This is a genomic window from Algoriphagus sp. Y33 (genome assembly GCF_014838715.1).
Classification (GTDB): Bacteria; Bacteroidota; Bacteroidia; order Cytophagales; family Cyclobacteriaceae; genus Algoriphagus.
Genome location: NZ_CP061947.1, coordinates 4,645,119 through 4,664,105, shown reverse-complemented (window position 1 = coordinate 4,664,105; position 18,987 = coordinate 4,645,119). Strand labels below are relative to the sequence as shown.

Annotated in this window: 27 protein-coding genes; all 27 read left to right on the top strand. The window is 42.5% G+C overall.

Features of this window, described 5'->3' with window-relative positions:
* The first annotated feature begins 24 nt into the window (after window positions 1-24).
* The 27 genes from rpoC (at window position 25) to secY (ending at window position 18,987) form a co-directional block, all read left to right on the top strand.
* The gene (gene rpoC, locus ID165_RS18900) at window positions 25-4,338 is read left to right on the top strand and encodes a DNA-directed RNA polymerase subunit beta' (RefSeq protein ID WP_192346958.1); all 4,314 of its coding nucleotides are present in this window, start codon (window positions 25-27) and stop codon (window positions 4,336-4,338) included.
* Window positions 4,339-4,675: 337 nt separating this feature from the next.
* Window positions 4,676-4,993 (top strand): DUF3467 domain-containing protein, encoded by a 318-nt coding sequence (locus tag ID165_RS18895; protein ID WP_192346956.1) that lies wholly within the window; start codon window positions 4,676-4,678, stop codon window positions 4,991-4,993.
* Window positions 4,994-5,091: 98 nt separating this feature from the next.
* Window positions 5,092-5,502 (top strand): 30S ribosomal protein S12, encoded by a 411-nt coding sequence (rpsL, locus tag ID165_RS18890; RefSeq protein ID WP_192346954.1) that lies wholly within the window; start codon window positions 5,092-5,094, stop codon window positions 5,500-5,502.
* A gap of 17 nt (window positions 5,503-5,519) precedes the next feature.
* Window positions 5,520-5,987, top strand: a complete 468-nt coding sequence (rpsG, locus tag ID165_RS18885; RefSeq protein WP_057939460.1) for a 30S ribosomal protein S7 — start codon at window positions 5,520-5,522, stop codon at window positions 5,985-5,987.
* A gap of 5 nt (window positions 5,988-5,992) precedes the next feature.
* On the top strand, window positions 5,993-8,116 hold the full coding sequence (gene fusA / locus ID165_RS18880) for an elongation factor G (RefSeq protein ID WP_192346952.1): 2,124 nt from the start codon (window positions 5,993-5,995) through the stop codon (window positions 8,114-8,116).
* A gap of 12 nt (window positions 8,117-8,128) precedes the next feature.
* Window positions 8,129-8,434 carry a 30S ribosomal protein S10 gene (gene rpsJ / locus ID165_RS18875; RefSeq protein WP_008203035.1) on the top strand — a complete coding sequence of 102 codons (306 nt, stop codon included), beginning with the start codon at window positions 8,129-8,131 and terminating at the stop codon, window positions 8,432-8,434.
* A 395-nt stretch (window positions 8,435-8,829) separates the two neighbouring features.
* Entirely contained in the window at window positions 8,830-9,462 is a 633-nt protein-coding gene (gene rplC, locus ID165_RS18870; protein WP_192346950.1) for a 50S ribosomal protein L3, read from the top strand.
* A gap of 3 nt (window positions 9,463-9,465) precedes the next feature.
* Complete coding sequence (gene rplD / locus ID165_RS18865) at window positions 9,466-10,095, top strand: 50S ribosomal protein L4 (RefSeq protein ID WP_192346948.1); 630 nt, start codon at window positions 9,466-9,468, stop codon at window positions 10,093-10,095.
* 4 nt (window positions 10,096-10,099) lie between these two features.
* Window positions 10,100-10,387: a 50S ribosomal protein L23 gene (gene rplW / locus ID165_RS18860; RefSeq protein WP_192346946.1), complete on the top strand. Its 288-nt coding sequence runs from the start codon at window positions 10,100-10,102 to the stop codon at window positions 10,385-10,387.
* Between the two features lie 13 nt (window positions 10,388-10,400).
* Window positions 10,401-11,225, top strand: coding sequence for a 50S ribosomal protein L2 (gene rplB, locus ID165_RS18855; protein ID WP_192346944.1), 825 nt, complete (start codon window positions 10,401-10,403; stop codon window positions 11,223-11,225).
* Between the two features lie 2 nt (window positions 11,226-11,227).
* Window positions 11,228-11,506 (top strand): 30S ribosomal protein S19, encoded by a 279-nt coding sequence (gene rpsS / locus ID165_RS18850; RefSeq protein WP_057939455.1) that lies wholly within the window; start codon window positions 11,228-11,230, stop codon window positions 11,504-11,506.
* A gap of 2 nt (window positions 11,507-11,508) precedes the next feature.
* On the top strand, window positions 11,509-11,901 hold the full coding sequence (gene rplV / locus ID165_RS18845) for a 50S ribosomal protein L22 (RefSeq protein ID WP_192346942.1): 393 nt from the start codon (window positions 11,509-11,511) through the stop codon (window positions 11,899-11,901).
* 9 nt (window positions 11,902-11,910) lie between these two features.
* A complete protein-coding gene (gene rpsC / locus ID165_RS18840; RefSeq protein ID WP_057939453.1) occupies window positions 11,911-12,642 on the top strand; it encodes a 30S ribosomal protein S3 in 732 nt (243 codons plus the stop codon).
* A gap of 24 nt (window positions 12,643-12,666) precedes the next feature.
* Window positions 12,667-13,089, top strand: a complete 423-nt coding sequence (gene rplP / locus ID165_RS18835) for a 50S ribosomal protein L16 (protein WP_086500277.1) — start codon at window positions 12,667-12,669, stop codon at window positions 13,087-13,089.
* Between the two features lie 5 nt (window positions 13,090-13,094).
* Window positions 13,095-13,277: a 50S ribosomal protein L29 gene (rpmC, locus tag ID165_RS18830; protein WP_192346940.1), complete on the top strand. Its 183-nt coding sequence runs from the start codon at window positions 13,095-13,097 to the stop codon at window positions 13,275-13,277.
* Between the two features lie 18 nt (window positions 13,278-13,295).
* A complete protein-coding gene (gene rpsQ, locus ID165_RS18825; protein ID WP_074226883.1) occupies window positions 13,296-13,559 on the top strand; it encodes a 30S ribosomal protein S17 in 264 nt (87 codons plus the stop codon).
* A gap of 2 nt (window positions 13,560-13,561) precedes the next feature.
* Complete coding sequence (gene rplN, locus ID165_RS18820) at window positions 13,562-13,930, top strand: 50S ribosomal protein L14 (RefSeq protein ID WP_086500285.1); 369 nt, start codon at window positions 13,562-13,564, stop codon at window positions 13,928-13,930.
* 2 nt (window positions 13,931-13,932) lie between these two features.
* Window positions 13,933-14,277 carry a 50S ribosomal protein L24 gene (gene rplX / locus ID165_RS18815; RefSeq protein WP_192346938.1) on the top strand — a complete coding sequence of 115 codons (345 nt, stop codon included), beginning with the start codon at window positions 13,933-13,935 and terminating at the stop codon, window positions 14,275-14,277.
* Window positions 14,270-14,830 (top strand): 50S ribosomal protein L5, encoded by a 561-nt coding sequence (gene rplE / locus ID165_RS18810; protein WP_192346937.1) that lies wholly within the window; start codon window positions 14,270-14,272, stop codon window positions 14,828-14,830. The genes rplX and rplE overlap by 8 nt, the downstream gene beginning before the upstream one ends.
* Before the next feature lie 2 nt (window positions 14,831-14,832).
* The gene (gene rpsN, locus ID165_RS18805; protein ID WP_086539683.1) at window positions 14,833-15,102 is read left to right on the top strand and encodes a 30S ribosomal protein S14; all 270 of its coding nucleotides are present in this window, start codon (window positions 14,833-14,835) and stop codon (window positions 15,100-15,102) included.
* An 82-nt stretch (window positions 15,103-15,184) separates the two neighbouring features.
* Window positions 15,185-15,580, top strand: coding sequence for a 30S ribosomal protein S8 (gene rpsH, locus ID165_RS18800; RefSeq protein WP_057939445.1), 396 nt, complete (start codon window positions 15,185-15,187; stop codon window positions 15,578-15,580).
* Window positions 15,581-15,589: 9 nt separating this feature from the next.
* Complete coding sequence (rplF, locus tag ID165_RS18795) at window positions 15,590-16,147, top strand: 50S ribosomal protein L6 (protein WP_192346935.1); 558 nt, start codon at window positions 15,590-15,592, stop codon at window positions 16,145-16,147.
* A 6-nt stretch (window positions 16,148-16,153) separates the two neighbouring features.
* Entirely contained in the window at window positions 16,154-16,504 is a 351-nt protein-coding gene (gene rplR, locus ID165_RS18790) for a 50S ribosomal protein L18 (RefSeq protein ID WP_192346933.1), read from the top strand.
* A gap of 6 nt (window positions 16,505-16,510) precedes the next feature.
* Window positions 16,511-17,029, top strand: a complete 519-nt coding sequence (gene rpsE / locus ID165_RS18785; RefSeq protein WP_057939442.1) for a 30S ribosomal protein S5 — start codon at window positions 16,511-16,513, stop codon at window positions 17,027-17,029.
* Between the two features lie 5 nt (window positions 17,030-17,034).
* Entirely contained in the window at window positions 17,035-17,214 is a 180-nt protein-coding gene (rpmD, locus tag ID165_RS18780; RefSeq protein ID WP_192346931.1) for a 50S ribosomal protein L30, read from the top strand.
* 2 nt (window positions 17,215-17,216) lie between these two features.
* Window positions 17,217-17,663 (top strand): 50S ribosomal protein L15, encoded by a 447-nt coding sequence (gene rplO / locus ID165_RS18775; protein WP_192346929.1) that lies wholly within the window; start codon window positions 17,217-17,219, stop codon window positions 17,661-17,663.
* Window positions 17,664-17,667: 4 nt separating this feature from the next.
* Window positions 17,668-18,987: a preprotein translocase subunit SecY gene (secY, locus tag ID165_RS18770; RefSeq protein WP_192346927.1), complete on the top strand. Its 1,320-nt coding sequence runs from the start codon at window positions 17,668-17,670 to the stop codon at window positions 18,985-18,987.

The following is an 18,987-nucleotide window of genomic DNA, read 5'->3' as shown; positions in this document are numbered from 1 at the left end:
CCTTTACATATCTTTCAAAAAACTATGGCGTTCAGAAAAAATAAAAAACTTAGCAATGATTTTTCCAGAGTCACCATCAGTTTGGCTTCCCCAGAATCTATTCTGGACAGTTCAAACGGTGAGGTGACCCAGCCAGAGACTATCAATTACAGAACGTACAAGCCTGAAATGGGCGGATTGTTCTGTGAGCGAATCTTTGGCCCGGTGAAAGACTGGGAGTGTCATTGTGGCAAGTATAAGCGCATCAGGTATAAAGGTATTATCTGTGACCGCTGCGGTGTAGAGGTTACAGAGAAGAAAGTGAGAAGAGAGCGAATGGGGCACATCGAACTGGTAGTACCGGTAGCCCACATTTGGTATTTCAAATCTCTTCCTAACAAAATTGGTTACCTTCTTGGTCTTCCGACTAAGAAACTTGACCAGATTGTCTATTACGAGCGTTATGCGGTAGTTCAGGCAGGTATCAAAGCAGAAGAAGGAGTTCAGTACTTAGACTTCTTGACTGAAGATGAATACTTGGATATCATGGACAAGCTTCCTAAGGAAAACCATATGCTTGACGATGAAGATCCCAATAAATTCATCGCCAAAATGGGTGCTGAAGCATTGGAGATGCTATTGGCAAGAATTGATCTGGATGACCTTTCATACTCACTTCGTCACCAAGCTGCTACTGATACTTCTCAGCAGAGAAAAGCAGAAGCACTTAAGAGGCTTAAAGTGGTAGAAGCATTCCGTGATGCTAGAACCAGAATCGAAAACCGACCTGAGTGGATGGTCGTTCGTATGGTTCCAGTGATTCCACCGGAATTGCGTCCATTGGTTCCTTTGGATGGTGGTCGTTTTGCGACTTCCGATCTGAATGACCTTTATAGAAGAGTTATCATCAGAAACAACCGTCTGAAGCGTTTGATCGATATCAAAGCTCCTGAGGTGATTTTGAGAAACGAAAAGAGAATGCTTCAGGAAGCTGTGGATTCCCTATTCGATAACTCCAGAAAAGTAAATGCGGTAAGATCTGATGGAAACCGTGCGTTGAAGTCCCTTTCTGATATGTTGAAAGGTAAGCAAGGCCGATTCCGTCAAAACTTGCTCGGTAAGCGTGTGGATTACTCCGGTCGTTCTGTGATCGTAGTAGGTCCTGAATTGAAGCTTCACGAGTGTGGTCTTCCTAAAAATATGGCAGCTGAACTTTTTAAGCCTTTTATCATCAGAAAACTGATCGAAAGAGGTATTGTGAAGACAGTAAAGTCAGCTAAGAAAATCGTGGATCGTAAGGATCCTGTGGTTTGGGATATCTTGGAGAATGTACTTAAGGGACACCCTGTGCTCCTTAACCGTGCTCCTACACTTCACAGACTGGGTATTCAAGCTTTCCAGCCAAAACTTATAGAAGGAAAAGCTATCCAGCTTCATCCATTGGTATGTACTGCATTCAACGCCGATTTTGACGGTGATCAGATGGCAGTTCACGTTCCTCTTGGACATGAGGCTATTTTGGAGGCTTCTACTTTGATGCTTTCTTCGCACAACATTCTTAACCCTGCCAACGGAGCTCCGATTACTGTACCTTCTCAGGATATGGTGTTGGGTCTGTACTACGTGACCAAGGGCAAGAGATCTACTCCTGAGGAGATTGTTGCCGGTGAAGGAATGACATTCTACAGCACTGAAGAGGTGATTATTGCATTGAATGAAGAGAAAATCTCCAAGCATGCGAATATCAAATGTAAAGTGCAGGTAAGAACCGAAGATGGAGGATACAAGGATGAGATCATCGAGACCGTAGCCGGCCGTTTGATTTTCAACCAATTTGTTCCAAAAGAAGTAGGTTATGTAAACGAGCTTTTGACCAAGAAAAAACTACAGCAGATTATTGCTAAGGTGGTTAAGGTATGTGGAATGGCACGTACAGCTCAATTCTTGGATGATATCAAGCACCTAGGATTCCAGATGGCCTACAAAGGCGGTCTTTCTATGGGGTTGAATGATGTAATTATCCCAGAAGAAAAAGAACCGATGATTAATAAGGCCAAAGAAGAAGTGGACCAGGTATGGAACAACTACTTGATGGGGCTAATCACCGATAACGAACGATACAATCAAGTAATTGACATCTGGACCCGTACCAACTCTCATCTGACTAATAATCTGATGAAGCAGATGGAAGAGGATAAGCAAGGATTCAATGCTATCTATATGATGATGCACTCAGGAGCCCGTGGTTCCAGAGAACAGATTCGTCAGTTGGGTGGTATGAGAGGTTTGATGGCTAAGCCACAGAAAAACCTTCAGGGGTCTGTAGGTGAGATCATCGAAAACCCAATCCTTTCCAACTTCAAAGAAGGCTTGGATGTGTTGGAGTACTTTATCTCCACTCACGGTGCACGTAAAGGTCTTGCAGATACTGCATTGAAAACTGCTGATGCGGGTTACCTAACCAGACGTTTGGTAGATGTGGCTCAGGATATGATTGTCACTGAAGATGACTGTGGTAGCTTGAGAGGACTTCTTGTACAGCCATTGAGAGACAATGACGAGATCGTTGAGCCTCTTTCTGAAAGAGTCCTGGGACGTGTTTCTGTTCACGATATTTTCCATCCTCTTACGGATGAATTGATCGTAGAATCAGGTCTTCAGATTAACGATGAAGTAGCTAAGCTGATTGATGATGCAGGAATTGATGAAGTGGAGATCAGATCTGTACTGACTTGCGAAACCCGTAGAGGAGTTTGTGGTAAGTGCTATGGAAGAAACCTGACTACCGGCCATATGGTACAGGAAGGTGAATCGGTAGGGGTTATCGCAGCACAGTCTATCGGTGAGCCGGGTACTCAGCTTACACTAAGAACATTCCACGTAGGTGGTACTGCATCAAACATGGCTGTTGAAGCCAGTGTGATTGCCAAGTTCGACGGTGTAGTGGAATTCGATGAAGAATTAAGATTGATCGAGACTACCAACAAAGATGGCGAACACATTACAGTTGTCATGGGTAGATCAGGTGAAATCAAGATCAATGATCCTAAGTCGGGCAAGACATTAGTGTCTAACCATGCTCCTTATGGCGCTATTGTGAATGTGAAAGATGGTGAGAAGATTACCAAGGGCCAGACCCTTTGTAAGTGGGATCCATACAATGCAGTTATCCTTTCCGAGTTTGACGGTAAGATTGAATTCGAGGCAATTGTAGAAGGTGTTACTTATAAGGAAGTGTCCGATGATCAGACAGGTTTCCGTGAGAAAGTAATCATCGATACAAAAGATAGAACCAAGAACCCTGCTATCATAGTAAACTATGGCGAGGAGTCTAAAGGATACAATATCCCTGTAGGTGCCCACTTGGCAATTGACGCAGGTGATAAGGTAAGATCCGGTCAGATCCTGGTGAAAATACCAAGGTCTGTAGGTAAAACAAGAGATATTACCGGTGGTCTTCCACGAGTTACCGAGCTATTCGAAGCAAGAAACCCATCCAATCCGGCTGTAGTTTCTGAGATCGATGGTGTAGTGACTTACGGCGGTATCAAGAGAGGTAACAGAGAGATCATCATCGAATCCAAAGATGGTGTGATCAAGAAATACATGGTATCCTTGTCTAAGCATATTTTGGTTCAGGAGAATGACTTTATCAGAGCCGGTGAGCCACTTTCTGATGGAGCGATCACTCCTAATGATATCCTGGCTATTAAAGGACCAACTGCTGTTCAAGAATACTTGGTGAATGAGATCCAGGAAGTTTACCGACTTCAGGGTGTGAAAATCAACGATAAGCACATCGAGGTGATTGTAAGCCAGATGATGCAGAAAGTTGAAATCCTTGATGCTGGTGATACTGGGTTCCTACAAAACCAAGTAGTGGACAAGTGGGCTTTCAGAGAAGAGAATGATAATATTCTTGACCGTAAGGTGGTCATGGATGCAGGTGATTCTTCTACATTGAAGCCGGGAATGATTATCTCAGCAAGAAGATTGAGAGATGAGAATTCCAGCTTGAAGCGTAAGGATCTTAAGTTGGTACAGGTACGTGACGCAGAGACTGCGGTTTCTAAGCCTACGCTACAGGGTATCACGGCGGCATCTTTGGGTACTGAGTCATTTATCTCTGCAGCTTCCTTCCAGGAGACCACCAAGGTGCTTTCTGAAGCAGCGATCAGAGGGAAGCGGGATGAGCTCAAAGGTCTGAAAGAGAACGTAATCGTAGGGCACTTGATTCCTGCCGGTACCGGTCAGCGAAGATTGCAGCCGATCATTGTGGGATCTCAGGAAGAGTATGATAAACTTTCGGAAAATATGGAGCGCACATCTAGCAAAAGATCCAGTGAAGCAATCCTGTAATATTCTAATAAATTAATTTAAAAGGCCTGTTTCACGACAGGCCTTTTTTATGAATAACTTAAGCAACCACGGGGAACGCAGAGTTTTACGCAGAGGACACAGTTCTTTTATCTTCGCAGTAGCTAGATTTACCAACTCGATAAACAAAGGAAATAAGGCTACTGAAATCAGTATAGATAATTTAGTATACTTATCCTCTTTGTTACCGGTAAAGAGACTAAAGCATTTTAGGATTTGGTAAACAATGGCATTGAGGCCGCTTCGGTCTTCCAACCGATTAATCAAAGTATAAAGGTTACTAGCACCATTCTGGATAACCATATAAAATAAATCAATCATGCAAGACGACAACAAAAAAGTAGATCAGCAGATCAATGTAGAACTTTCTGAAGAAGTGGCAGAGGGCGTTTATTCCAATTTGGCGATGATCGCACATTCCAATTCGGAATTTGTGATCGACTTTATCCGCCTGATGCCGGGCGTACCGAAGGCGAAAGTGAAGTCAAGGATTATCGTGACTCCTGATCACGCAAAGCGATTGCTTTCAGCGCTAAAAGACAATATCGATAAATACGAGGCTGCTTTTGGGAAGATTAATCAATCCGGAGGAGCGCCGCAGTTTCCGATTAGTTTCGGTACGCCGGGAGAGGCGTAACAAAAATATAACTGCTTAGCTTTGTTACTCTTATTACTTTGTTTACCTTTGCAGTCCAAAATTTAACAGTTTACGGGAAAACTAAATTTTATCAGTTAATGCCTACTATTCAACAGTTAGTACGAAAAGGTAGAACTACACTGGAGACCAAATCAAAATCAAGAGCTTTGGATGCATGTCCACAGCGAAGAGGAGTTTGTACCAGAGTATACACTACAACCCCTAAGAAGCCAAACTCTGCAATGAGAAAAGTGGCGAGGGTGAGATTGACAAACGGAAAAGAAGTGAATGCTTACATTCCTGGAGAAGGTCACAATCTACAAGAGCACTCGATCGTATTGATCAGGGGTGGTCGTGTGAAAGATCTACCGGGTGTGAGATATCACATCATCCGTGGTGCACTAGATACCGCAGGAGTAAAAGACCGTAAGCAAGGTCGCTCTAAGTATGGTGCTAAAAGACCGAAGGCAGGAAAAGGTGCTCCAGCTGCTCCGGCGAAGAAAAGATAATATAACAATCAGAAAAAATGAGAAAAGCGAAACCAAAGAAGAGATATATTCTTCCTGATCCAAAGTTCAACGACACCCTAGTGACTAGGTTTGTGAACAATCTAATGGTAGATGGGAAGAAGAGTATTGCTTACAGAATTTTCTACGACGCAGTAGAAAAGGTAGAATCCAAAGTAGGTGAGAATGGTCTTGAAGTTTGGAAAAAAGCGCTAAACAATATTTCTCCATCCGTAGAGGTGAAGAGTCGTAGAGTTGGTGGTGCTACATTCCAGGTTCCAATGGAAGTCAGACCTGACAGAAAGATTGCCTTAGGAATGAAATGGATGATCAGCTATGCCAGAAAAAGAGGAGAGAAAACAATGATGGACAGACTAGCCGGCGAAATTATCGCTGCTTCCAAAGGCGAAGGTGCCGGTGTGAAGAAGAAAGATGATACGCACAGAATGGCTGAGGCCAACAAAGCATTCTCTCACTTTAGATTTTAATCAATATGGCTAAAAGAGATCTAACACTTACCAGAAATATTGGTATTGCTGCGCACATTGATGCGGGTAAGACTACTACGACAGAGCGAATACTTTTTTATTCAGGCGTATCTCACAAAATAGGTGAGGTTCACGACGGAGCAGCCACCATGGACTGGATGGCTCAGGAGCAGGAAAGAGGCATTACCATTACTTCTGCTGCAACTACCGTTTTTTGGAATTACAGAGAGAAAAAATACCAGATCAACATCATCGATACTCCCGGTCACGTTGATTTTACTGTTGAAGTAAACAGATCACTTCGTGTTCTCGATGGATTGGTATTCCTTTTCAGTGCTGTAGATGGCGTAGAGCCACAGTCAGAGACAAACTGGAGACTTGCGGATAACTACAAAGTTGCCCGTATTGGCTTCGTAAATAAAATGGACCGTGCCGGTGCAAACTTCCTGGAAGTGTGTAAGCAGGTGAAGGAAATGCTAGGCAGCCACGCTGTTCCTTTGCAACTCCCAATCGGTGCAGAAGACAGATTCCGCGGAGTTGTTGACTTGATCAACAATCGGGCTATCGTATGGAATGAGGAAGATTTCGGGATGACTTTCGAAGAAGTTCCAATTCCTGAAGATATGCTTGACGAAGTAGCTGAATACAGAGAATATTTGCTGGAGGCGGTTGCAGATTATGATGAGTCTTTAATGGAGAAATTCTTTGAAGATTCTGATTCTATCACAGAGCAGGAAATCCTTACAGCTTTGAGAAAAGCGGTGATTGACATGAAGATCGTACCTATGGTATGTGGATCTTCATTCAAGAATAAAGGTGTACAGACTATGCTTGATCTGGTAATGGAATTGCTTCCTTCTCCAATGGACAAGGACGATATCATTGCCCATGATATAGATGACGAGGAAGTAGATGTAAGAATCTCCCCTGACGAAACTGAGCCTTTTGCGGGACTTGCTTTTAAAATCGCTACAGATCCATTCGTAGGACGTCTTTGTTTCGTAAGAGCTTATTCCGGAATCTTGAATTCCGGTTCTTATGTATTCAACAGCCGCTCCGGTAACAAAGAGCGTATCTCAAGAGTATTCCAAATGCATGCTAACAAGCAAAACCAAATTGACAGCCTAAGAGCCGGAGATATTGGTGCAGTAGTAGGCTTTAAGGATATCAAGACCGGAGATACACTTTGTGACGAAAAGCGTAAAGTAGTATTGGAATCCATGGTATTCCCAGAGCCTGTTATCGGTTATGCTATCGAGCCTAAGACTCAGGCTGACGTTGACAAGCTGGGTATGGCTATAGCCAAACTGGTAGAGGAAGATCCTACACTTCAAGTAAATACTGACCACGAAACAGGCCAGACTATCTTGAGAGGTATGGGTGAACTTCACTTGGATATCATCATTGACCGTCTGAAGAGAGAATTCAAGGTTGAGATCAACCAAGGTGCTCCTCAGGTTGCTTACAAAGAGGCTTTGTTTGGTTCCGTCGAACACAAAGAGGTTTACAAGAAGCAGACAGGTGGTAAGGGTAAATTTGCGGATATTTCATTCGAGCTTAGCCCTAGGGATCCTGATCCTGAAACAGGTGAAATCAAACCGGGACTTGACTTTGTGAATGCTATCGTAGGTGGTGTGATTCCTAAGGAATTTATTCCTTCAATCCAAAAAGGATTCGCTGAGTCTATGAAGAACGGACCATTGGCAGGATATCCTATCGAGTCAATGAAAGTACGATTGTTCCATGGTTCATTCCACGACGTCGATTCAGATGCACTTTCTTTCGAATTGGCAGCTAGACTTGGCTTCAAAGATGCAGCGAAGAAATGTAAGCCTCAATTACTAGAGCCTATCATGGCAGTGGATGTAGTTTCTCCTGATGAGTATACCGGTCCAATCACCGGTGACTTAAACAGAAGAAGAGGTTTGATGAAAGGAATGGATACTAAAGGTACTTCTTCCGTAATCAAAGCTTCAGTACCATTGTCTGAGTTGTTTGGTTACATCACTGACCTTAGAACAATCACCTCTGGTAGAGCAACAGCTTCATTGACATTCTCTCACTATGAAACAGTGCCTAACAACATTGCCGAAGGTGTAATTGCTACAGTAAAAGGTCAGAAGGACTAAATAATATTTGCGATGAATCAGAAAATCAGAATAAAACTAAAATCATACGATCACAGCCTGGTGGATAAGTCATCAGAGAAGATTGTAAAGGCAGTGAAAGCCACTGGCGCAGTAGTAGTAGGGCCAATTCCATTGCCTACCAAGAAGGAGAAATTCACAGTGCTGAAGTCTCCACATGTAAGTAAAAAAGCTAGAGATCAATACCAGCTTTGTACGTACAAGAGATTGGTAGACATCTATTCCAACTCTTCCAAAACAGTGGATGCTTTGATGAAAATCGAGCTTCCAAGTGGAGTTGATGTAGAGATCAAGGTCTGATAGGACTGGATTAAAAGACAAAAGACCTGCTCTGAAAAGCAGGTCTTTTTTTGATTGGACAAATATTGTCAAGAGGCAAGAACAAAGAGTCAAGCGTTGGGAACCAAGTACCATGAATCAGGAGTAAAAAGTCAAGGTACTATGATACGGTAAATAGTATTAAAGTAGAGCAGGGCTTATAATTTTACATTTCTCACTTCAGGCTATCCTCCTCGGTTGCCTGGAACTGCACTTTTCTTGGATAAATGCCTGAGTTCCACAGAAATATTTTGGAATACATTTAAAATTTAGGATTTCGGATTTGTTGCAGAATTTAATTTCAGTAACTTTGCAGTCCTTTAAAAGGAGCCCCAGCAGGTAAATGCTTGTGGGTTATTATATTATCTTAATAAAAGATGTCTGGTATAATAGGTAGAAAAGTAGGAATGACTAGCATTTTCAGTGCCGATGGACGTAATGTCGCATGCACGCTAATAGAAGCTGGTCCTTGTGTAGTGACGCAAGTAAAAAACGTTGAAACAGACGGGTACAACGCAGTGCAGTTGGCTTATGGTGAGCGTAAAGAGAAAAATACGCCAAAGCCATTGATCGGTCATTTTAAGAAGGCCGGTACAACACCAAAGCATAAAGTTGTTGAGTTCAGAGATTTCCGGGTCGAGTTTGATGGCCAGGTAGATCTAGGGGCTACTGTGAAGGCTGGTGAAGTATTTATCGAAGGTGACTTCGTAGATGCTATCGGGACTTCAAAAGGTAAAGGATTCCAGGGTGTAGTAAAACGTCACGGTTTTGCTGGTGTGGGTGGACAAACCCACGGTCAGCACAACAGAGGCAGGCATCCAGGTTCAATTGGTGCATGTTCTTGGCCATCCAGAGTATTCAAAGGAATGAGAATGGCTGGTAGAACGGGCGGAGACAGAGTAAAGGTAGTCAACCTTAAAGTGTTGAAAATCTATGCTGACAAAAACCTATTATTGGTTTCTGGATCTGTACCTGGTCCTAAAAATTCTTACGTTATTCTAGAGAAGTAAGCCATGGAATTAGCAGTAATTAATCAAAAAGGAGAAGACACGGGTAGAAAAATCAGCTTGTCTGATGAGATCTTCGCAATCGTACCTAACGATCATGCGATCTACCTTGATGTAAAGCAGTACTTGGCCAACCAAAGACAGGGAACGCACAAGTCCAAAGAAAGAAATGAGATAGCAGGTTCTACTCGTAAGATCAAAAAGCAAAAGGGCACGGGTAGTGCTCGTGCAGGATCTATCAAGTCGCCGCTATTCCGAGGAGGGGGAAGAGTGTTCGGCCCACAGCCGAGAGACTATTCTTTCAAATTGAATAAAAAGGTAAAACAACTTGCCAGAAAATCTGCACTTGCTTATAAAGTGAAAGATAACAGCTTGTCAGTATTGGAAAGCATTTCATTTGACGCTCCAAAAACTAAAAGCTACATGGCATTGCTTGATGGATTGTCTCTAGGGGATAAGAAGACGTTATTGGTACTTCCTGAGGAAAATACCAACGTATTCCTTTCCAGCAGAAACTTGCCTAAGGCAAAAGTTGTGACTGTAAATGATGTAAATACTTACCAAGTTCTTAACGCTGATCACCTAGTGATCTGTGAGGGTTCTATCAGTAAGTTGGAAACCATTTTATCGAAATAAGACAATGGATATTCTAAAGCAGCCTTTAATTACAGAAAAGATTTCTGCCATGAACGAAAGAGGCGTTTATGGATTCATCGTGGAAAAAACCGCGAAGAAACCGGAAATCAAACATGCTGTAGAGAAAACGTTTGGTGTGAAGGTGGTTTCAGTGAGAACCATCAGATATGCTGCAAAGCATAAGTCAAGATACACCAAAGCTAAAGTGGTTTCAGGCTTTACCAATGCTTTCAAGAAAGCAATCGTGCAAGTAGCCGATGGTGAAGTGATTGATTTTTACGGAGAAATTTAATTGAATCTATATCATGGCAATTAAAAAGTTGAAGCCTGTAACTCCAGGAACAAGATTCAGAGTAGCTCCCGCATTTGACGAGATTACCAAGTCAAAGCCGGAAAAATCTCTTCTTGCTCCTATCAAGAAGTCAGGTGGACGAAATAATGAAGGCAAAATGACTGTCCGCAATATCGGCGGTGGTCATAAGAGAAGACTACGTCTTGTAGACTTCAAAAGAAACAAGTTCGGTGTACCTGCAGTAGTTAAAGCTATTGAGTATGATCCAAACAGAACGGCACGTCTCGCCCTACTATATTATGCAGATGGAGCTAAGGCCTACATTATCGCCCCGGAAGGTTTGTCAGTGGGACAGACAGTGATTTCCGGTGAGCAAGTTGCTCCAGAAGTGGGCAACGCGATGCCAGTGGTCAATATTCCTATGGGTACAATTGTACACTGTGTGGAATTGAAGCCGGGTAAAGGTGCCGCAATGGTAAGAAGTGCCGGAGGTTATGCACAGATCGTAGCCCGTGACGGGAAATACGTAACTGTAAAACTTCCGTCTGGTGAGATGAGACTTGTACTGAATACGTGCATGGCGACTGTTGGAACAGTATCTAACGGTGATCACATGAACGTAGTATTGGGTAAAGCCGGCCGTAAAAGATGGCTGGGGTCAAGACCTCGTGTAAGAGGTGTTGCGATGAACCCGGTGGATCACCCTATGGGTGGTGGGGAAGGTCGTTCTTCCGGAGGACATCCTAGATCCAGAAAAGGTCTATTGTCTAAAGGCAAGAAAACAAGATCTCCTAAGAAGTATTCAAACAAGTTCATCGTAAGTAAAAGATCTAAATAATTATGGCACGTTCATTAAAAAAAGGTCCTTATATCGAGCACCATCTTGTGAAGAAAGTGGATGCTCAGAACGAATCGGGAAAGAAATCGGTAATCAAGACTTGGTCAAGAAAATCAATGATTTCTCCGGATTTCGTAGGACATACCTTCGCTGTGCATAATGGAAATAAATTCATTCCGGTATTTGTAACAGACAACATGGTAGGTCATAAGCTAGGTGAATTTGCTCCTACCAGAAATTTCAGAGGCCACATTGCCAAAAAAGATAAAGGAAAGAGATAATCATGGAAGCATTAGCAAAATTAAATAATGTCCCTACCTCTCCGCGTAAGATGCGCCTTGTGGCTGACCTTGTCAGAGGCAAGAGAGTAGGATTGGCACTTAGCATTTTGAAGTTTACTCCGAATCACGGAGCTATCAGACTTGAAAAGTTGTTGCTTTCTGCTGTAGCCAACTGGCAAGCAAAGAATCCTGACGCTAAGCTAGAAGAAGCTGATCTGTTCATCAAAACCGTAATGGTGGATGAAGGAAGATCTCTTAAGAGATTGAGACCGGCTCCTCAAGGCAGAGGCCATAGAATCCGCAAAAGATCAAATCATGTAACTCTAATCGTTGATTCATTCAATGATCAGGAAGTTACCGCTGACGTAGTAGAAACAAACGAAAAGGCAAATTAAGAACAGACTATGGGACAAAAGATCAACCCAATAGGATTTAGACTTGGTGTAGTCAAAGGCTGGGATTCCAACTGGTATGGTGGGAAAGACTTTGCTGAAAAGCTGCATGAAGATCAGAAGATCCGTAAGTACGTCCTTGCCAGAATTCCTAAGGGGGGTATTTCTAAAGTGATTATCGAGCGTACGCTTAAGAGAATCACTCTTACGATTCATACTGCCCGTCCAGGTGTTGTAATTGGTAAAGGCGGAGCCGAAGTAGATAAACTGAAAGAAGAATTAAAGAATATTACCAATAAGGATATTCAGATTAATATCTTCGAGATCAAGCGTCCTGAGTTAGATGCGAAATTGGTAGGTGAATCGATCGCTCAGCAGCTTCAAGCAAGAATTTCTTTTAGAAGAGCTATGAAGCAAGCTATCGCAGCATCCATGAGAGTGGGAGCGGAAGGAATTAAAGTTAAACTTTCTGGACGTCTAGGCGGAGCCGAAATGGCCCGTTCTGAAATGTACAAAGAAGGAAGAATTCCTCTTCACACATTGAGAGCAGATATTGATTATGCATTATCCGAAGCCCTTACGGTTTATGGATTGATCGGAATCAAAGTTTGGATCTTCAAAGGTGAAGTGTACGGTAAAAGAGACCTTTCTCCAAACCAGGGAGCTGCCAATGAGCCAAAAGGTGCTCGTAATGCAGGCCCTAAGAGAAATGACGGTCCAAGACGAAGAAAAAGAAATAACTAATTTTCACCCCATAAGTGAGAACTCATGTTACAGCCAAAAAGAACTAAATATAGGAAAATGCAAAAGGGCCGTGTCAAAGGCATTGCACAAAGAGGGCATACGCTTTCTTTTGGCAACTTTGGCATCAAGTCCCTTGAGCCAGGATGGATTACATCCCGTCAGATCGAGGCAGCTCGTATCGCCATGACGAGAGCAATGAAAAGAGAAGGACAGGTTTGGATCAGGATTTTCCCTGATAAGCCTATCACTAAAAAGCCCGCTGAGGTTCGTATGGGTAAAGGTAAAGGTGCTCCTGAGTATTGGGTGGCCGTTATCAAGCCCGGAACGATCCTTTTCGAAGCTACAGGCGTGAGCCTGGAGACAGCTCAGGAGGCGTTGAGACTTGCACAGCAAAAGCTACCTGTAAGTACCAGATTTGTTGTTCGTAGAGATTACGCTGAATTATAAGCACTATGAAAAATACAGAGATCAATTCACTTTCAGTAAGTGAAATCGCCGAGCGACTTGTCGCTGAGCAGGAGAATCTAACCAAACTTAGGTTTGCGCACTCGATTTCTCCTATAGAGAATCCTAACAGAATCCGCGAGACCAAGCGCTTTATCGCAAGATTAAAGACTGCATTGGCTGCCAAATAACTAGCTAACAAAAAGAATATGGCTACGATAGAGAGAAATCTTCGAAAAGAAAGAGTTGGTAAGGTGGTAAGTAACAAAATGGACAAGTCCATTACCGTTGCAGTAGAGCGTCGCGTAAAGCACGCCATGTACGGTAAGTTTGTTGCCAAAACAACCAAATTTATGGCTCATGACGAGAAAAACGAGTGTAACCCAGGTGACCTCGTGAAAATAAGCGAAACTCGTCCGCTGAGTAAGAACAAGCGTTGGAGAGTAGTTGAAATTATTGAAAGGGCTAAGTAATTATGATCCAGCAAGAATCAAGACTAAGCGTAGCGGACAACTCTGGTGCCAAAGAGGTATTGGTAATCCGCGTATTGGGAGGAACCAAAAAGCGATATGCTTCCATCGGCGATAAAGTCGTAGTGACAGTAAAATCGGCTCTATCTTCCAGTAGCATGAAAAAAGGTACCGTGTCAAGAGCGGTTATCGTGCGTACCCGTAAGGAAATAAGAAGAAAAGACGGTTCTTATATCCGATTCGAGGATAACGCAGCTGTGTTATTGAACAACAACGATGAGCCAAGAGGCACTCGTATCTTCGGCCCTGTGGCCAGAGAGTTGAGAGAGAAGCAGTTTATGAAAATCGTTTCATTGGCTCCTGAAGTATTGTAATCATGGTAAAGAAAATGAACAAGCAAACAAAGCTTCATATCAAAACCGGTGACACTGTAAAAGTGATCGCTGGTGATGACAAGGGCAAAACAGGAAAAGTACTTTCCGTAGATAAGCTGAAAAGCAGAGCAATCGTAGAGGGACTCAACATGATCACCAAACACGTGAAGCCTACAGCAGCTAAGCCTCAGGGAGGCATCGAAAAGAAAGAAGCTTCTATCCATATCAGTAACCTGAAACTTGTAGATCCTAAAACCGGTGAAGCCACCAGGACAGGTCGCAAAGAAGGCGAAAATGGTAAATTAGTAAGATACTCTAAGAAAACCGGGGAGGTGATCAATGGCTAATCCAAGAATCAAGCAAAAGTATGTGGACGAAATCGTCCCTGCTTTGAAAGAGAAGTTCCAGTACACTTCAGTAATGCAGGTGCCTAAGTTGGAGAAAATTGTTCTCAACAAAGGTATCGGTGCTGCTGTAGCAGACAAGAAATTGGTTGACCAAGGTGTAGAAGAACTTTCTTTGATCACAGGTCAGAGAGCCGTTTCGACTATTGCAAAGACTTCAGTTTCCAACTTTAAGTTGAGAGAAGGAATGCCTATCGGAGCCAAGGTGACTTTAAGAGGTCGGACTATGTACGAATTTCTTGATCGTTTGATCACCATCGCACTTCCGCGTGTAAGGGATTTCAAAGGCATCTCTGATAAAGGTTTTGACGGAAGAGGCAACTACACACTGGGTGTGCAGGAGCAAATTATCTTCCCAGAGATCAGCATTGAGAAAGTCAACAGAATTTCAGGTATGGACATTACTTTCGTAACTTCTGCTAAAACAGATGAAGAAAGTTTAGAATTGTTTAAGGCTTTCGGAATGCCTTTCGTAAAAAAAACTAAAGAAGAATAGTCATGGCAAAAGAGTCAATCAAAGCTCGTGAGAGAAAAAGAGAGCGTCTGGTAGCCAAGTATGCTGATAAAAGAGCCGCGCTGAAAGCAGCCGGTGATTATGAAGCTCTTGATAAATTGCCTAAGAACGCATCTCCGGTAAGACTTCACAATAGATGTAAACTTACCGGTCGCCCTAAGGGCTATATGAGAAAGTTCGGTATCAACAGGGTAACCTTCAGAGAAATGGCCTCAGCAGGCAAGATTCCTGGAGTGACTAAGTCCAGCTGGTAAAATAACGACAGTAGTTTTTATTCTAAAAATCAATTCGTAACTTTGCACGCCCAAAATGGGTGTAGCTAGACTATAAAATACAATGACTGATCCAATAGCTGATTATCTGACGAGGTTGAGAAATGCCATCAAGGCTTCTCACCGAATCGTTGAAATACCCGCTTCTAATATCAAGAAGGAGATTACAAAAGTATTGCATGACAAAGGATACATTCAGAATTACAAGTTTGAAGAAAATGGTCCTCAGGGATCTATCAAAATTGCTCTGAAATTCAATCCCGTTACCAAGCAAAATGCAATTGTAAGCCTGAAGAGAGTTAGTACGCCGGGTTTGAGAAAATATGTGAAGCATACGGAGCTTCCAAGAGTAATCAATGGTCTTGGTATAGCGATCGTATCTACTTCCAAGGGAGTGATGACAGACAAGGAAGCCCGCACTGAAGGTGTAGGTGGAGAAGTCCTTTGCTACGTATACTAATTTACTATCATGTCTAGAATAGGTAAAAAACCAATAAATATACCCGGCGGTGTTACTGTAGACGTTACAGCTCATGGAACTGTGACTGTTAAAGGTCCAAAGGGTACACTGACCCAGGATGTAAATCCTGATATTACAGTGAAAGTAGAAGGCAGCGAAATAGTTGTCACTAGACCTACAGATTCCAAAAGGCATAAGTCCATTCACGGTCTTTATAGATCACTTATCAACAATATGGTGATAGGTGTCTCTGATGGCTATAAGAAGGATTTGGAGCTTGTGGGTGTGGGTTATAAGGCGTCTAATCAAGGACAGATTCTTGAATTGAATCTTGGTTACTCTCACAACATCTTTATGGCGCTTCCTGATGAGGTGGCTGTTAAAGCTGAAACTGCAAAAGGTAAAAACCCAATCATTACCTTAGAATCCATAGATAAAGAATTGATTGGACAAGTTGCTGCAAAAATCAGATCTCTTCGTAAGGTTGAACCTTACAAAGGAAAAGGTGTGCGCTTCGTTGGTGAACAAGTTAGACGTAAGGCTGGTAAAACTGCCGCTAAAAAATAATAGGTTATGGCATTTAATAGGAATTCCAGAAGACTTAGAATCAAGCAGGGTATCAGAAGAAAGATTTCCGGTACTGATTCCAGACCTCGTTTGTCAGTTTTCAAAAGTAATACTGGCATATACGCTCAGCTTATCGATGATCTTAAAGGTCAGACTTTGGCACAGGCTTCCTCCAAAGAATTGGGAGCAAAGGCTAACGCCAATGTATCAGTATCCAAAGAAGTAGGTAAAAAACTTGCTGAAAGAGCTGTTGCAAACGGAGTAGATTCCGTAGTATTTGACAGAAATGGCTACTTGTATCATGGGAACGTGAAAGCTTTGGCAGAAGGTGCCAGAGAAGGAGGCCTTAAATTTTAATAAGCTATGTCTCAACTAAGAAGAAAGCCTATCAGGGCGACAGATACAGATTTAAAGGAAAAAGTAGTAGCTATCAACCGAGTTGCCAAAGTGGTAAAAGGCGGTAGAAGATTCTCTTTTTCAGCAATAGTTGTAGTAGGAGATGGCCAAGGTGTTGTAGGTTACGGATTGGGTAAAGCCAATGAAGTAACAGATGCAATTACTAAGGGTATCGAAGACGCAAAGAAAAACTTGGTGAAAGTACCAATTTTGAAGGGTACTATCCCTCATGAGCAGATTGGAAAATACGGTGGAGGATTTGTTTTGATCAAACCGGCAGCGGCAGGTACAGGCGTTATTGCAGGTGGTGCAATGCGTGCCGTATTGGAGAGTGCAGGCGTTACAGACGTATTGGCAAAATCCAAAGGATCATCCAATCCTCACAACGTAGTGAAAGCTACTATTGAGGCGTTGGTTCAGCTAAGAGATGCTATCGCTGTTTCACAGCAGAGAGGCGTTAAAATGTCTAAAGTATTTAACGGATAATCATCATGGCTAAGATCAAAATCACGCAAACGAAAAGTACCATAAAGAGGCCTAAGGATCAGAAAGCAACCATTACTGCGTTGGGTCTAGGGCGTATCAGCAAATCAGTGGTCGTAGAGAATACACCTCAGATTGCAGGTATGGTAAATAAAGTTAATCACCTTGTAAAAGTGGAGGAAGCTTAATTATGAAACTGCATACATTAACACCAGCTGAAGGATCTACCAAAAATCGCAAGAGAATTGGTAGAGGTACAGGTTCGGGTAGAGGTGGAACTTCTACAAGAGGTCACAAAGGAGCAAAATCAAGATCTGGATACAAAAGTAAACTGGGTTTTGAAGGCGGTCAAATGCCACTTCAGAGAAGAGTTCCTAAATTTGGCTTCAAAAGCTTGAACAGAATTGAGTTCAAACCGGTAAATTTGGATACATTGCAAGGTCTTGCCGAGCAATACAGTCTTGAAGTAGTAAACATGGAAGCTATGGTTTCTCATGGTATCGCCTCCAAGAATGATAAAATCAAAATCCTCGGTGGAGGTGATTTGAAGGCCAAATTAGACGTGTCAGCCCATAAATTTTCAGCAACTGCAGTAGCAGCTATTGAGAAATTGGGTGGAACGGTAAACACAATTTAATTTAATGAAAAAGTTTATTTCGACAGTTAAGAACATTTTCTCTATCGAAGATCTTAGAGTTAGAATCATGAATACGGTCGGTTTTCTGATCATATTCAGATTGGGGTCATTCATAGTTCTTCCAGGCGTTGATCCTTCTCGTTTAGGAGATGCCCCGGAGGGGATCTTTGGATTGATCGATACTTTCCTCGGTGGAGCGTTCAGTAACGCATCTATCTTCGGTCTAGGTATTATGCCATATATATCTGCTTCCATTGTGTTGCAGTTATTGACTGTCGGAGTACCATATTTTCAGAAAATGCAAAAAGAGGGTGAATCTGGAAGAAAGAGAATCAATCAGATCACTCGGGTTTTGACAATCCTGATTACAGTGGCGCAAGGTATTGGCTACGTTTCTGCTACCATATTACCTACTGGAGCGGTGATGATTAGCTCGACCCTATTTATGTTTAGTTCTTTGGTTTTACTTTCAGCAGGCACTATGTTCTGTATGTGGTTGGGAGAGAAAATCACAGAGAAAGGCATTGGTAACGGTATCTCAATGCTCATTATGATCGGTATCATATCCAGATTTCCCGGAGCGATTATCGCAGAGGGTCTTGAGAAGGGCACCTCAGGTATGTTACTTCTGATTATCGAGGCTGCAGTGTTGTTCTTTGTTGTAGTAGGAGTGATTGCTTTGACTGAGGCGACAAGGAGAATTCCGGTACAATATGCTAAGCAGGTAGTAGGAGGTAAAGTATACGGCGGCCAGCGACAGTATATACCGATCAAGGTAAATGCTTCAGGTGTAATGCCAATTATCTTTGCACAGTCTCTGATGTTTGTCCCAGCTCTTATTGCGCAGATTTGGGCACAGGACAATGAGATAGCCAATTATATAGGTGCAACATTTAGTAATCCTATCTCATGGCAGTACAATGTATTGTTTGCCGTGTTGATTATTCTATTTACGTTCTTCTATACTGCTATTACGGTAAATCCGGAACAGATAGCCGAGGACATGAAAAGAAACGGTGGTTTTGTTCCTGGTATCAAGCCGGGAGCTCCTACCTCTGAATTCATTGATGGGATTATTTCCAAGATCACATTGCCGGGCTCCATTTTATTATCAGTTGTTGCTATTCTTCCTGCTGTAGCTGTTATTGCGGGAGTTGGTCAAGAATTCTCTTATTTCTATGGAGGGACCTCATTACTTATCATGGTAGGTGTGATAATGGATACCTTGAGACAGATCGAAAGTTATTTGTTAATGAGACATTACGAAGGCATGATGAAGAGTGGTAATGTGAAGAATAACCCTTCTAATTACCAAGTTGCCTAA

Excerpts from the sequence above, each read along its gene's own strand:
- fusA (WP_192346952.1), top strand. The coding sequence starts at position 5,993 with ATGGCTAAAAGAGATCTAACACTTACCAGAAATATTGGTATTGCTGCG.
- secY (WP_192346927.1), top strand. The coding sequence starts at position 17,668 with ATGAAAAAGTTTATTTCGACAGTTAAGAACATTTTCTCTATCGAAGAT.
- rpsQ (WP_074226883.1), top strand. The coding sequence starts at position 13,296 with ATGGCTACGATAGAGAGAAATCTTCGAAAAGAAAGAGTTGGTAAGGTG.
- rpsH (WP_057939445.1), top strand. The coding sequence starts at position 15,185 with ATGACTGATCCAATAGCTGATTATCTGACGAGGTTGAGAAATGCCATC.
- rpsS (WP_057939455.1), top strand. The coding sequence starts at position 11,228 with ATGGCACGTTCATTAAAAAAAGGTCCTTATATCGAGCACCATCTTGTG.
- rplP (WP_086500277.1), top strand. The coding sequence starts at position 12,667 with ATGTTACAGCCAAAAAGAACTAAATATAGGAAAATGCAAAAGGGCCGT.
- rpsJ (WP_008203035.1), top strand. The coding sequence starts at position 8,129 with ATGAATCAGAAAATCAGAATAAAACTAAAATCATACGATCACAGCCTG.
- rplN (WP_086500285.1), top strand. The coding sequence starts at position 13,562 with ATGATCCAGCAAGAATCAAGACTAAGCGTAGCGGACAACTCTGGTGCC.
- rplV (WP_192346942.1), top strand. The coding sequence starts at position 11,509 with ATGGAAGCATTAGCAAAATTAAATAATGTCCCTACCTCTCCGCGTAAG.
- rpmD (WP_192346931.1), top strand. The coding sequence starts at position 17,035 with ATGGCTAAGATCAAAATCACGCAAACGAAAAGTACCATAAAGAGGCCT.
- rplR (WP_192346933.1), top strand. The coding sequence starts at position 16,154 with ATGGCATTTAATAGGAATTCCAGAAGACTTAGAATCAAGCAGGGTATC.
- rpsG (WP_057939460.1), top strand. The coding sequence starts at position 5,520 with ATGAGAAAAGCGAAACCAAAGAAGAGATATATTCTTCCTGATCCAAAG.
- rplB (WP_192346944.1), top strand. The coding sequence starts at position 10,401 with ATGGCAATTAAAAAGTTGAAGCCTGTAACTCCAGGAACAAGATTCAGA.
- rplE (WP_192346937.1), top strand. The coding sequence starts at position 14,270 with ATGGCTAATCCAAGAATCAAGCAAAAGTATGTGGACGAAATCGTCCCT.
- rpsC (WP_057939453.1), top strand. The coding sequence starts at position 11,911 with ATGGGACAAAAGATCAACCCAATAGGATTTAGACTTGGTGTAGTCAAA.
- rplF (WP_192346935.1), top strand. The coding sequence starts at position 15,590 with ATGTCTAGAATAGGTAAAAAACCAATAAATATACCCGGCGGTGTTACT.
- rplO (WP_192346929.1), top strand. The coding sequence starts at position 17,217 with ATGAAACTGCATACATTAACACCAGCTGAAGGATCTACCAAAAATCGC.
- rpoC (WP_192346958.1), top strand. The coding sequence starts at position 25 with ATGGCGTTCAGAAAAAATAAAAAACTTAGCAATGATTTTTCCAGAGTC.
- rpmC (WP_192346940.1), top strand. The coding sequence starts at position 13,095 with ATGAAAAATACAGAGATCAATTCACTTTCAGTAAGTGAAATCGCCGAG.
- rplC (WP_192346950.1), top strand. The coding sequence starts at position 8,830 with ATGTCTGGTATAATAGGTAGAAAAGTAGGAATGACTAGCATTTTCAGT.
- rpsE (WP_057939442.1), top strand. The coding sequence starts at position 16,511 with ATGTCTCAACTAAGAAGAAAGCCTATCAGGGCGACAGATACAGATTTA.
- rpsL (WP_192346954.1), top strand. The coding sequence starts at position 5,092 with ATGCCTACTATTCAACAGTTAGTACGAAAAGGTAGAACTACACTGGAG.
- rplW (WP_192346946.1), top strand. The coding sequence starts at position 10,100 with ATGGATATTCTAAAGCAGCCTTTAATTACAGAAAAGATTTCTGCCATG.
- rplD (WP_192346948.1), top strand. The coding sequence starts at position 9,466 with ATGGAATTAGCAGTAATTAATCAAAAAGGAGAAGACACGGGTAGAAAA.
- rpsN (WP_086539683.1), top strand. The coding sequence starts at position 14,833 with ATGGCAAAAGAGTCAATCAAAGCTCGTGAGAGAAAAAGAGAGCGTCTG.
- ID165_RS18895 (WP_192346956.1), top strand. The coding sequence starts at position 4,676 with ATGCAAGACGACAACAAAAAAGTAGATCAGCAGATCAATGTAGAACTT.
- rplX (WP_192346938.1), top strand. The coding sequence starts at position 13,933 with ATGGTAAAGAAAATGAACAAGCAAACAAAGCTTCATATCAAAACCGGT.